This is a genomic window from Streptomyces sp. NPDC003011, assembly GCF_053591515.1.
Genome location: NZ_JBSFTY010000010.1, coordinates 101,058 through 112,835, shown reverse-complemented (window position 1 = coordinate 112,835; position 11,778 = coordinate 101,058). Strand labels below are relative to the sequence as shown.

General features: G+C 68.4%; 10 protein-coding genes. 6 read left to right on the top strand and 4 right to left on the bottom strand.

The features are described from left to right. Positions 1-63 precede the first annotated feature (63 nt). Positions 64-1,128, bottom strand: a complete 1,065-nt coding sequence (locus ACWD0J_RS07925) for a LacI family DNA-binding transcriptional regulator (RefSeq protein ID WP_451494888.1) — start codon at positions 1,126-1,128, stop codon at positions 64-66. 497 nt (positions 1,129-1,625) lie between these two features. Between ACWD0J_RS07925 and ACWD0J_RS07920 the strand changes: the two genes are divergently transcribed. From ACWD0J_RS07920 to ACWD0J_RS07900, 5 genes are all read left to right on the top strand, one after another. Then, positions 1,626-2,936, top strand: coding sequence for an ABC transporter substrate-binding protein (locus ACWD0J_RS07920; protein ID WP_451494887.1), 1,311 nt, complete (start codon positions 1,626-1,628; stop codon positions 2,934-2,936). Continuing rightward, positions 2,933-3,955 carry a carbohydrate ABC transporter permease gene (locus tag ACWD0J_RS07915; protein ID WP_451494886.1) on the top strand — a complete coding sequence of 341 codons (1,023 nt, stop codon included), beginning with the start codon at positions 2,933-2,935 and terminating at the stop codon, positions 3,953-3,955. The genes ACWD0J_RS07920 and ACWD0J_RS07915 overlap by 4 nt, the downstream gene beginning before the upstream one ends. After that, positions 3,952-4,839 carry a carbohydrate ABC transporter permease gene (locus ACWD0J_RS07910; RefSeq protein WP_451494885.1) on the top strand — a complete coding sequence of 296 codons (888 nt, stop codon included), beginning with the start codon at positions 3,952-3,954 and terminating at the stop codon, positions 4,837-4,839. The genes ACWD0J_RS07915 and ACWD0J_RS07910 overlap by 4 nt, the downstream gene beginning before the upstream one ends. 43 nt (positions 4,840-4,882) lie before the next feature. After that, positions 4,883-6,916, top strand: a complete 2,034-nt coding sequence (locus ACWD0J_RS07905) for a beta-galactosidase (RefSeq protein WP_451494884.1) — start codon at positions 4,883-4,885, stop codon at positions 6,914-6,916. 295 nt (positions 6,917-7,211) lie between these two features. After that, positions 7,212-7,997, top strand: coding sequence for a hypothetical protein (locus tag ACWD0J_RS07900; protein WP_451494883.1), 786 nt, complete (start codon positions 7,212-7,214; stop codon positions 7,995-7,997). Positions 7,998-8,231: 234 nt separating this feature from the next. Here the strand turns inward: ACWD0J_RS07900 and ACWD0J_RS07895 are convergent, their stop codons facing one another. Together ACWD0J_RS07895 and ACWD0J_RS07890 are read right to left on the bottom strand one after the other, a co-directional pair. Continuing rightward, the gene (locus ACWD0J_RS07895) at positions 8,232-9,194 is read right to left on the bottom strand and encodes a hypothetical protein (RefSeq protein WP_451494882.1); all 963 of its coding nucleotides are present in this window, start codon (positions 9,192-9,194) and stop codon (positions 8,232-8,234) included. 451 nt (positions 9,195-9,645) lie between these two features. After that, positions 9,646-10,467: an NAD(P)H-binding protein gene (locus ACWD0J_RS07890; RefSeq protein WP_451494881.1), complete on the bottom strand. Its 822-nt coding sequence runs from the start codon at positions 10,465-10,467 to the stop codon at positions 9,646-9,648. Between the two features lie 87 nt (positions 10,468-10,554). On the opposite strand from ACWD0J_RS07890, the gene ACWD0J_RS07885 reads away from it, so the two are divergent. Next, positions 10,555-10,974 (top strand): winged helix-turn-helix transcriptional regulator, encoded by a 420-nt coding sequence (locus ACWD0J_RS07885; protein WP_451494880.1) that lies wholly within the window; start codon positions 10,555-10,557, stop codon positions 10,972-10,974. Positions 10,975-11,176: 202 nt separating this feature from the next. Here ACWD0J_RS07885 and ACWD0J_RS07880 read toward each other — a convergent pair whose 3' ends face one another. Beyond that, on the bottom strand, positions 11,177-11,647 hold the full coding sequence (locus ACWD0J_RS07880) for an SMI1/KNR4 family protein (protein ID WP_451494879.1): 471 nt from the start codon (positions 11,645-11,647) through the stop codon (positions 11,177-11,179). Positions 11,648-11,778 lie beyond the last annotated feature (131 nt).

Sequence of the window (11,778 nt, the reverse complement as noted above, 5' to 3'; positions counted from 1 at the left end):
GCCGGCGAGTGACAAGCGGTGCCCGGGCGTGCGGGTGTGCTCCCTGCTGCTCCCGGGCAGTTCTCAGGTGGTGCGCCGGACCGCTTTGTCGGGGTGGGACGGCGGAGGCGCGGTCGAGCCGCGGACGATGAGTTCGACCGGTGGGTCGCTCGCCTGCGGCAGGTCGGCGTCGGGCTTCTCGATCGCGTGCACGAGAAGGCGGATTCCTTCCCGTGACGCGGCCTCGAAGGGCTGACGCACGGTGGTCAGGGGAGGAGAGACGTAGGCGAAGACCGGGTTGCCGTCGAAGCCGACGACGCTGATGTCCTCCGGCACGCGACGCCCGGCTTCCCGCAGGGCGTGGATGAGGCCGATGGCCATCTCGTCGCCCGCCGCGAAGATGCCGGTCACAGAACGGTCCGAGGCCAGCGACCGGCCCACGGCGTGGCCGGAGGCGGCCGACCAGTCACCGTTGAGCAGCGGCGGCTCGTGCGCGCCCCGCGCAGCGAGCGCCGCCCGCCATCCCTCGATGCGGTCCTTGGTGGCGTACCACCGCCGCGGGCCGGCGAGGTGATGAACTGTCGGGTGCCCCAGATCCAGCAGATGCTCGGTGGCAGCCCGAGCCAGTGCGTGGGCGCCCACACCCATGGTCACGGTGCGGGGGGCGGTGAAGGTCGGCGGTGCCCCCAGGAAGAGGACGGGGACGTCGACGCGGACGCCGACGTCCCCCTCCACGATGGGTTCCGAGACGACGACGCCGTCCACCCCCTGTTCGAGCAGCGACTCCACGGCGCCGGCGATACCCGCCGGGTCGCCGTCCGGTGTGTTGACCACGCGGAGCGCGTAACCCGCGTCGCGCACGGCCCGCTCGATGTGCACGAGGAGTGAAGCGGTTCCGTACCCGGCGGTGCCCAGAGCGACCACGCCGATGGAGCCGGTACGCCCGGAGGCCAGTGTCCTGGCCGCCTGGTTCAGCCGGTAGCCGAGTGACTCAGCGGCTGCGAGGACCCTTGTGCGGGCCTCTTCGGAGACATACGGCTCGTTGTTGAGGACCCTGGAGACCGTCTTGCGCGACACCCCGGCCAGCCGGGCCACGTCCGCGCTGCGCGGCACAGAGGAGCCCTCGCTCCGCCCCATCACTTGTGCCATGAAGTCTCCCGGCGGCCGTATGCCTGTATCGAATGAGGTCAACCGAATGACCGCGCGGTCTGACCGCGTGGTCATGTCTACGTAGCCCAGGACCGCACGTCAAGGGTCCCCGCAGCATCGATTGCGACGGACGGCAGCGGATCCCGCGGAGGGTGCCCGTTCGGCCAGGGTGCCGTGACCGCCGCGAGGACACCTCTCGCCGGATGTATAGGTGCTGGTCAAACCCCAGATGGGCGCACTCGAGTCCGCTCACGGAAAGGGGCCGCCGTTCCCGTCCGGCCGCAAGGCGCCTGACTTCTCGCCTGTGCGGTCGACCCTGCGCCCCGGTCGAAGGGGGTCTTGACAGCGACTCCCCGGAGCGTTCACTCTTCCTCGCAGCCGCCGGTCGCATCTGTTCGATCGTGTTGATTCTTGGTCGCATTGACGACCGCTTCCTCGTCACACCCCTCTCGGGTCGACGTGCCGCCTGGGCACGGCCCACCCTGTCAGGAGCCGAAATGCACTCTCCCTCCCTCGGTCGGCCCATGCCTGCCCCCAGCCGCCGCACCGTCCTGCGCGGCGTCGGCGGTGCAGCCGTCCTCGGCGCCGGCCTGCCTCTGCTCAGCGCCTGCGCCGGCAGCGGTACGGCCGCCGACCCGAAGACCGTCACCCTCGGCTCGAACGCGTCGGACGCGGTGCCGAAGAAGGCGTTCGCCGAGATCTACGCGGCCTTCAAGAAGCAGTCCGGCATCACGGTCGACGTGAACACCAAGGACCACAACACGTTCCAGGAGCAGATCAACTCGTATCTGCAGGGCACCCCCGACGACGTTTTCAACTGGTTCGCCGGCTATCGCATGCAGTTCTTCGCGGGCAAAGGTCTGGCCAGTCCGATCGACGACGTGTGGCAGACGATCGGCGGCAACTTCCCCGACGCGATGAAGGCACTCAGCAAGGGCGCGGACGGCAGGTACTACTTCGTGCCGATCTCCACGTCCCTCTGGGGGGTCTTCTACCGCAGAAGCGTCTTCCAGCAGTACGGTTACGAAGTCCCCGCCACCTGGGACCAACTCGTCGCCCTGTGCAAGCAGATGAAGAAGGACGAGCTGGTCCCGCTCGCCTTCGGCGACAAGGACGCCTGGCCCGCCCTCGGCACCTTCGACCAGATCAACTTCCGCACCAACGGCTACGACTTCCACGTCGAACTGATGGCGGGCAAGGCGTCCTGGACGGATGCGAAGGTCCGCAAGACCTTCGACCACTGGGCCGAGATCCTCCCGTACCACCAGGACGGCGCCGTCGGCCGCACTTGGCAGGACGCCGCCCAGACCCTGGTGGCGAAGAAGGCGGGCATGTACCTGTTCGGCAGCTTCGTGGCGCAGCAGTTCACCCACCAGTCCGACCTGGACGACCTCGACTTCTTCGCCTTCCCGGAGATCGACCCGGCCCACGGCCAGGACACCGTCGAGGCGCCCACCGACGGCTTCATGCTCTCCAAGGCCCCGAAGAACAAGGCGAACGCGGTCAAGCTCCTGGAGTTCCTGGGCACGCCGGAGGCCGAGCAGATCTACCTGACGTCCGACCCGAGCCTTGTCGCCGCCTCCAACAAGGCCGACACCTCCTCGTACACCGCCCTGCAGAAGAAGGCGTACGCGACGATCTCCGGCGCCAAGCACCTCACCCAGTTCATGGACCGCGACAGCCGGCCGGACTTCACCTCTACGGTGATGCAGCCCGCGCTGCAGAAGTTCGTCCGCGATCCCAAGGGCGTCGACAGCCTGCTGGCGTCGATCGAACGCCAGAAGAAGACGATCTTCGCGTCCTCATGACCGCCACATCGGACACCGGTATCGGGACCGGCACCACCAGCACCCCGGGGACGGCCGCCGTGCTACCCCCGGGCCCCCCGAATGATCTGACGGCTCATCAGAAGAAGCGGCTGCGGGTGCCCTTGGGCCACCGACGGCTGCTCACCCGGCGGGACCGCATCACGCTCGGCCTGATGGCGGGCGTGCCGACGATCCTGCACGTAGCCCTCGTCTGGCTCACGGCGCTCGCCTCGATCGCGCTGGCCTTCACCACCTGGGACGGCATCGGCTTCGACTCCATCACGTGGGTCGGGCTGCAGAACTTCTCGGAACTGTTCACCAGCAACCCGCAGTTCTGGCCCGCCGTCGAGCACAACGTCATCTGGTTCGTCGTGCTCATCCTGATCCCGACCCCGTTCGGCCTGTTCCTGGCCGTGCAGCTGGACAAGAAGATCCGCTTCAGCCGCGTCTACCAGACCGCGTTCTTCCTCCCGGTCGTCGTGTCGATGGCCGTCATCGGCTTCGTCTGGCAGCTGGTCTACAACCCCGACACGGGCCTGATCAACAGCCTCATCGGCGCCAACGAGCCCGGCCACTACATCGACTGGATCGGCGACCCGGACCTCAACCTCTGGGCCATCCTCATCGCCGCGTCCTGGCGCCACACCGGCTACATGATGATCCTCTACCTGGCCGGCCTGAAGGGTGTCGACCCGTCCCTGCGGGAGGCCACCGCACTGGACGGCGCGAACGAGTGGCAGACGTTCAAGAACGTCATCTTCCCGACCCTGCGCCCCACCAACACGGTCGTGCTGGTCGTGACGATCATCGAGTCCCTACGCGCCTTCGACCTGGTCTTCGTCTTCAACAAGGGAGCCCAGGGCACGGAACTGCTCTCGATCCTCGTCACCAACAACATCATCGGCGAGTCCAGCCGGATCGGATACGGCTCGGCGATCGCCGTCGTTCTCCTGGTGATCTCGCTCGCCGTGATCATCCCGTACCTGATCGCGACCTTCCGGAAGGAGCGGCGAGCATGAGCACCGTGAGCGCGCTCGGAAAGCAGCGCCCCCCTCTGCGCCCCGCCCGGATCCTGCTGCACACCTTTCTCGTCGTCACCGCCCTCGCCTGGCTGGCGCCGCTGCTGTGGGCGCTGTTCGCCGCCCTGCGCCCGTACGCCGAGACCAGCGCCAAGGGCTACGTCTCCTGGCCCGACAGGCTGAGCCTCGACAACTTCACCAACGCGTATGCGCAGTCGGACATGATGCACTACTTCGGGAACACACTGCTGATCGCGGTGCCTGCCGTGCTGGTGACGCTGTTCCTGTCCTCCTGCGTCGCGTTCTACGTCAGCCGCTTCGACTTCCGGGTCAACCTCTCCCTGCTGCTGGTGTTCACGGCGGGCAACCTTCTCCCGCAGCAGGTGATCATCACCCCGCTGTACCGCCTGTACCTGCTCGTCGACCTGCCCGGCATCACCATGAGCGGCAAGCTGTACGACTCCGCACTGGGCCTGGTGCTGATCCACGTGGCGTTCCAGTCCGGGTTCTGCGCCTTCGTCCTGGCCAACTACATGCGCTCGCTGCCGCACGAGCTGACCGAGGCCGCCCTCGTCGACGGCGCCTCCGTGTGGCGGCTGTACTGGCAGATCGTGCTGCCGCTGTGCAGGCCCGCTATGGCCGCCCTGGCCACATTGCTGTCCATCTGGATCTACAACGACTTCTTCTGGGCGATCGTGCTGATCTCCACCGGCGAGAACATGCCGATCACCTCGGCCCTGAACAACCTCTCCGGCCAGTACTTCACCGACCCCAACCTGGTTGCCGCAGGCGCCCTGCTCACCGCGATCCCCACCCTCATCGTGTACTTCGCGCTCCAGCGCCAGTTCGTCAGCGGCCTCACCCTCGGCGCCAACAAGGGCTGAGCAAGCCTCCCACTTGTTTCCCACACCTCCCGGAGCACCACCAGTGAGCACCGAACGCCGTCTTCGCCTGCCCGGCATCGCCTACGGCGGCGACTACAACCCCGAACAGTGGCCCGAGGAGGTGTGGGCCGAGGACATGACCCTCATGCGCCAGGCCGGAGTGACCATGGTCAGCGTCGGCATCTTCTCCTGGGCCCTGCTGGAGCCGTCCGAGGGCGTCTACGACTTCTCCCGCATGGACAAGATCCTGGATCTGCTCCACGAGAACGGCATCGCCGCCGACCTCGCCACCCCGACGGCCGCCCCGCCCGCCTGGTTCTTCCGCGCCCATCCCGAGGCCCTGCCGGTCGACCGCGACGGCCGCACGCTGTCGTACGGCAGCCGCCAGACCTTCTGCCCGTCCAGCCCTGCCTACCGTGCCGCGGCGCTCGCCATCGCGGGCGCGCTGGCCGAGCGCTACGCCGGCCATCCGGCCGTCGCGATGTGGCACGTCCACAACGAGTACGGCTGCCACAACGCCGCCTGCTACTGCGACACCAGCGCGGCCGCCTTCCGGGACTGGCTGAGGGCGAAGTACGGCAACGACCTGCAGGCGCTCAACCATGCCTGGGGCACCGCATTCTGGAGCCAGTGGTACTACGCCTGGGACGAGATCATCCCGCCCCGCGCCACCGGCGCCGACCCCAATCCCACCCACCTGCTGGACTGGCGCCGCTTCTGCTCGGACGAACTGCTGTCGCTGTTCACCGCCGAACGGGACGTGCTCCGCCGCGCCGCCCCGAGCACCCCCGCCACCACCAACTTCATGGTGATGCACAACTTCGACGCGCTGGACTACTGGCGCTGGGCCCCCGAGCTGGACATCGTCTCCAACGACCACTACCTGCGCTCCACCGACCCGGAGCCGGAGATCGACATCGCGCTCTGCGGGGACCTGGTGCGCTCCCTGGCCGGCGGACCCTGGCTGCTGATGGAACACTCCACCGGAGCAGTCAACTGGCAGCCCGTCAACCGAGCCAAGGGGCCCGGCGAAATGCGCCGCAACGCGCTCGCCCACGTCGCGCACGGCGCCGACGGCATCGCCTACTTCCAGTGGCGGGCCGCGAAGGCGGGCGCCGAGCAGTGGCACTCGGCGATGCTGCCGCACGCGGGCACCGACAGCCGCATCTGGCAGGACGTCGTACAACTCGGCGCGGACCTACGGGCTTTGGCGGAAGTCCGGGGCAGCACCAGCCCCGCCCGGGTCGCCGTCGTCTGGGACTGGAACTCCCGCTGGGCCATGGAGCAGCCCTCCCAGCCCAGCGGTGAACTCCACTTCCAGGACCTCGTGAGGCACTGGTACACATCGCTGTGGAAGGCCGGTGTGGCCGTCGACTTCATAGGCCCCGACGCCCCTGACCTCGACCGCTACCAGCTCGTACTCGCCCCCAGCCTGTATCTGGTCGACGACACCGGAGCGGCCGGCCTGGCGGCGTTCGTCGAGCGCGGCGGCACCCTGGCCATGGGCTTCCACAGCGGCGCGGTGGACGAGAACTGCCACATACGCCTGGGCGGTCACCCGGGCGCCTTCCGGGAGATTCTCGGGGTGCACGGCGACGAACTGTTCCCCCTGCTGCCCGGCCAGTCGGTCGGCCTGGCCGGCCAGATCCCGCAGAACGCGACCGCCGACCTGTGGACCGAACGCCTCCGGCTCACCGGTGCGGAGCCCGTCGCCACGTACGTGGACGGACCGTTGGCGGACGTCCCGGCCATCACCCGCCACGTGTACGGCAAAGGCACCGCCTGGTACATCGCCACCCACCCGGACCCCACCACCCTGGCCGCCGTGCTTGAGCGCATCTGCCAGGAGGCGGGCGTGCGCCCGGAGCGCGAGGTTCCGGCCGGCGTCGAGGTGGTGAGGCGGCGCGGCACGGATGCCGACTACCTCTTCCTGATCGACCACGCCGGCCACGGCGCGGAGATCCCCGCCGACGGAGTCGAACTCCTCACGGGCAAACCGGTCGTGGGCTCGGTCACCGTCCCCGAGGGAGGCGTCGCCGTCGTTCGCGAGCCGGTGGCCGAACCGAGTGGTGAGTGAGGTATTGGGGGTTCCGTCCGTGTAAGGGTTTCCCCTTGCGCACTGACCCATCTCTGCGGGAGCGCGGTGGGCCAGTGACGACCTCGACAGCCTCGGACTGCGCCGATCCTTCGCTGTGGTCGTCACCACGGAAGATGTCCCGAAGGTCAGGCCCGCACCGGCCTTTACCTGTCGGCGGCGCGTCGGCTCGGCGTCGATCCGGCCGGGCCTGACTGGCTTGCGCGGCAGTACCGATTGAGGTTGCGCGGTCGGCTCGGGGCGCGGTGACGTCCTGGGATTCTCCTCGGGCGCGGCCGTGCTCACCCGCGCCCTGGCCGATCCGGCCACTGCCGCCTACCTGCGTCGCGCGGTCATCGCCGAGCCTGGCCCGATGGACGGTCCCACCGCCGGGATCGCGGGGCAGAAGGGCCGACCGTCGGCCCGCGGCATCGCACCGGCCGGGTACGAGCAGCCGTTCATGACCTTCGACAAGATGACCGCGCCGGAGGAAGAACGGCGCGCGGCTCGGCGGAATCGTCGCCAACTGGTCGCCCCAGCAGCGGGCCCACTGGGTCGCCGAGCAGGTGCTGGAGTGGTCCGGCGTCCCGACCGTCACATCCAGGCGGGCTTCTTCGTCGAGAACCCCATCATGACCTGGCTGGCCCTTGGCTCACTCGCCGACGGTGAACTGCGTCTGCCCTTCGGCGACCACCGGGTCGCACCCATCGCCGGTTACGACGTCGCGGAACTGTGCGCGAAGATCCTGGCCGACCCGGCGCCGCACCTCTCCAAGTCCTACGCGCTCACCGGCCCAGAGCTGAAGGACATGCACGGGATCGCAGAGGACTTCGCGGCCGTGCTGGGGCGCCCGGTCACCTACGTTCCCGAAGACATCGAGACCTGGAACGAAACCTACGTGGACACCCACATGTCCGCGTACCCGCACATCGCGGAGCACCTGAAGACCCTGACCCGGATCATCAGCCGCGGAGCATACGGGGGCATCACCGACGACCTGGAGACCCTGTTCGGACGCCCGCCGAAGACCGTGCGGTGGGCTCTGGAGAACCACCCGCGCATCCGGAAGCTGACCGCTGCCTGAGCCGCTGAGCAGTCCGGAGCAGAACAACGACGCCAGTCGGAGTTCTCGAGCCAAGGACTCCGGCCTGGCCGTCTTGAGCATGGAGCCGTCGTCCTTGGTGGCCCCCCTGGGCACCTGATGCAGGAACTGTCCAGCGACGCGGCGGCTGCGACAGCAGCTCCGCTGCACTTGCGCGAGCGGATGGGCACTTCCGGGATTCGGTGCGCGTGATCACGCTTCGTGCAGCGCGTTGGATCACGGGAGCGTGATGAGGGCGATGCTTTCTGTCTGCGCGACGGCCAGCCGGGTGCCGTCGGGGTGGAGGGCGGCCACGGGAGAGGGGAGGTGGCTGACGCCGAAGCATGTGGTCTTGACGGGTAGGCCGACCTCGGGCCATTCCACAACGAGGCGCCCGGTAGTCGTGTCGAGCAGTCGTGGGTGGCCGAGGAAGGAGATCACGTGATCGCCACGGGGCAGCAGGAGGACACCCGGCTCGGCATCGGCGACCGGGGTGCGGTGGATCCACCGTCCCTCGGACACCGACCACACACCGAGGTGGCGAGGCAGAAGCGTGAACTGCTGTTCGCTGGTCCCCCCTTCGGCCCCCGTCGCCAGCACCAGCCGATCGACGTCGAGCCAGCAGCCTGCTGTCACCTCGCCTGTCATGACCGCCGCTGCCGGCAGCAGACCCTTGCCGTCCAGAGTGCCGGGGTCGGTGAGCGCGAGTGCCGTGTCGTAGACCATGGCGGTTCCGAAGGGGTGCCAATACCATCCGACCGCGAGCAGGTACCGACCGTCCGGGCTCAGGCTGAGCCTGGAGTGGAAGACGTCCTGCGGCTCACGCCTGCCGGCGGTCAGCCGCTCGCCGCTTCCCGCGTCCTCGATCTGAAGCTCGTTGTACTCGTCGGGGCAGTGCACGACGACCTCGCGCCCGTCCCCCAATGCGCCCAGGGCGAGCGGGTAGTCGTAGTTCTCCGCCTGGTAGTCGCTGCGGCTCAACTCGCGCACGAACCGTTCGCGTTCGAGCAACACCCCCTCGGTGCCGCGTTCCTCGTACAGCGCGGAGTACGGCCCTGAGACCGAGGTGATCCCGGCGTCGAACGGAAAGCTCCACGCGAGGGCCACCTTCCGCTCCACCCCGTCGCGGCCCCAGCGCCGACCGCATCCGGATTCCAGCTCATCGCCTTGCCATACCAGCGATTTCGGCGCGGCCTTCACCGGTATCGACTCCACGGTCATTGATGACCACCCCTATTCTGAAAACCTTGGAAAGGCAGGCGTCGCCGGGAATCCACGGAACCCCATCGGCGGCACAGCGGCCGGGACCACTCTGACTTCTGTCTGCCTTCTTCTGTCTGCCCCGCGACGAGCACGAGTGGAACGATCACGCACAGGACGGCGAGCATGCCGTCTGCTACTACCAAGAGTGGCCGGTCTGCCCACCGGACGCAGTGATTTTCGCGGCGCCCGGCTCCCCAGGCAGTGCGCACCGAGTCCTGATGCAGCGTTTCCCGCAGCTACGGTGCGCAGGATCCCGGGCACCTGCACTCATCCAGACCAGCCAGCCCGGTGAACTCGCCGACTTGCATGAACTGCCGTGGCGGCAACGGGTCTTCTTCGCCGGATTCGTTGCGGACCGGCGCTCCCCGGGCCTTGCGCGTGCGGGCCGCTACACGCTCGCTTCCGGCCGTGTGGCCCACGCGGCTGCGACGGCCACAGCCAGTGGATCGCGGACCGGGCGGCTCAACAGATCCGCGAGGTCGGGAGCAGTGCCGTCCAGGAAGCCGTGTCGGATACCCGTGGCGATCGAAGCGAGCATGGGCGGCTGGAACGGCAGGAGCCCTGGCGTCTCGTCGAGGAGCCTGCGCCGGTACTCGCCCAGCCCGATGGTGCGGTGCGGGACCCCCAACCGGTCGGCCACCTGCCCCGCCGTGATCGGCGTACCGACAAGGTCGTAGACCCGCTCACTGTGCCGGGCCGGGTTCGCCGCAACGGCCGCCGCGGCGTCGGCGAGATCCTCCCGCGCGACCGCCGCCAGGGCAACCTCCCCGAACGCGGACTCCACACCATCGCCGGCCCACATCAGCAGGCCGCCGAAGAGTTCGGCGTACAGACCGTTGCGCAGGATCGTCCACGGCAATCCGCTCGCTCGCACCAGGCGCTCAGTGGCACGGTGCGCCAGCGCGAAACCGAGATGGTCGCCGGCCGCGGTCAGGCTCGTGTAGACGACGTGGCCGACGCCGTCGCGCACCGCGGCGTCCACAACCGCCGTGTGCCGCCCGACGACCTGGTCGTCCTCGGCGTATCCGGCAGAAATCAGCACCAGGGTCGACACCTCGGTGAGGTCGAGGCTCGCATGGTCGTCGAAGTCGAGGTGCCGCATCCCCTCGCCCGGCGTGCGGCTGCCGCCCGTCGCATCGACACCGCCGGCGCGCAGCGCCGCGAGGGTGGACGAGCCGAGGTTCCCGTTCGCTCCGGTCACCAAGATCATGTCAATCGCAGCCTTCGGTCGTGGTTCTCATCGGTAGCTACGCTTCATCCTTGATCGCACACCCACCGGCTACAAGAAGGCAGTTCGATGTCACTCACGCACACCGGGATAACCACCCCCGCCGACCTCGACCCCTGCGGCCGGGAAGACCACCCCGACTGCGGCATCCGCGACGTCCTGGACCGCATCGGCGACAAGTGGTCGGTGCTCGTGATCGTCGAGCTCGCTGGTCGACCACGACGGTTCCGCGAACTGCAGCGTGCCATCGACGGCATCTCCCAGCGCATGCTGACCCTCACCGTCCGCAGGCTCGAACGCGACGGCCTGGTGTTGCGCACCGTCTACCCGACCGTCCCGGCCCAGGTCGACTACCGCCTGACCGAGACCGGAGCCGGCCTGACCCATCTGGTCAAGGCACTCGCCGACTGGTCACTCGCCCACCGTGCCGGCATCGCGGAAGCACGGCACGCCTACGACCAGACGCACCCCGACCATGACATCCGCTGACGGGAAACGTCGTCACCGCACACCAGTCCTCTGGGACGGACACGCTGTCAATGACGTCATGGCCCGCAACACCGCCTCGGTCGACGGGCGGGGCGAGGCTGGTACGGCTTCTTCAACCCGGTCGCCGCAGAGGACCGGACCACCGGGACACAGCCTGAAAACCCCTGGCCCAAGTCGATGGGCCGTCGCAGCGGCCTGAGCGTCAGAAGTCCCAGTCCAGTTCATCCTCGTCGACTGCGACAGGCGAGTAACCGTCCACCGCCTGGCCGGTCTCCAGAGCCGTGGCTGTCGCATCCAGGAGAGCCGGGAGCGACGCCCACATGGGGTGACGCCGAAAGGCGCATCCTGTTTCATGATCGGCATTGCCGATCCTTCCGCGGCGACGATGGGGGCGCTGGTCCATGATGAGGTAATCCCCTGCGTCATCAAAGGCGAAGGGAATCCACTGCGCATGCCACCACGGCCCGTATTCCCCGTCCGGGTCGCCTTCCTCTACTCCCGCCAGCTCATCTCCGTAGATCTTCATGCGTGTCTCCCAGGCACTGGTGATGCTCTGCACCTCAAGCAAAGACCAGAACGGCGGCAGCAGTTCGTAGTGGCCCATGCCGTTGTGCCGCAGCAAGGACTCCACCAAGGGCTCGGGGAACGGCTGGCCGATGGCCTGTTCGGCCATGGCAATGGCCGACCGCTCCGCCGGCGGATTCAGCGGGCCGCTGGCGCGGTCGTCGGTTCAGCGGTGGGTGACGCCCTCGGCGGCCCTTTCGAGTCCGGTCCCCCGGGCCGGTGGCGTGATCACCGTGAGGT

Coding starts and splice junctions, on each gene's coding strand:
- ACWD0J_RS07890 (WP_451494881.1), bottom strand. CDS start 10,467: ATGATCTTGGTGACCGGAGCGAACGGGAACCTCGGCTCGTCCACCCTC.
- ACWD0J_RS07925 (WP_451494888.1), bottom strand. CDS start 1,128: ATGGCACAAGTGATGGGGCGGAGCGAGGGCTCCTCTGTGCCGCGCAGC.
- ACWD0J_RS07880 (WP_451494879.1), bottom strand. CDS start 11,647: ATGGCCGAACAGGCCATCGGCCAGCCGTTCCCCGAGCCCTTGGTGGAG.
- ACWD0J_RS07910 (WP_451494885.1), top strand. CDS start 3,952: ATGAGCACCGTGAGCGCGCTCGGAAAGCAGCGCCCCCCTCTGCGCCCC.
- ACWD0J_RS07885 (WP_451494880.1), top strand. CDS start 10,555: ATGTCACTCACGCACACCGGGATAACCACCCCCGCCGACCTCGACCCC.
- ACWD0J_RS07915 (WP_451494886.1), top strand. CDS start 2,933: ATGACCGCCACATCGGACACCGGTATCGGGACCGGCACCACCAGCACC.
- ACWD0J_RS07920 (WP_451494887.1), top strand. CDS start 1,626: ATGCACTCTCCCTCCCTCGGTCGGCCCATGCCTGCCCCCAGCCGCCGC.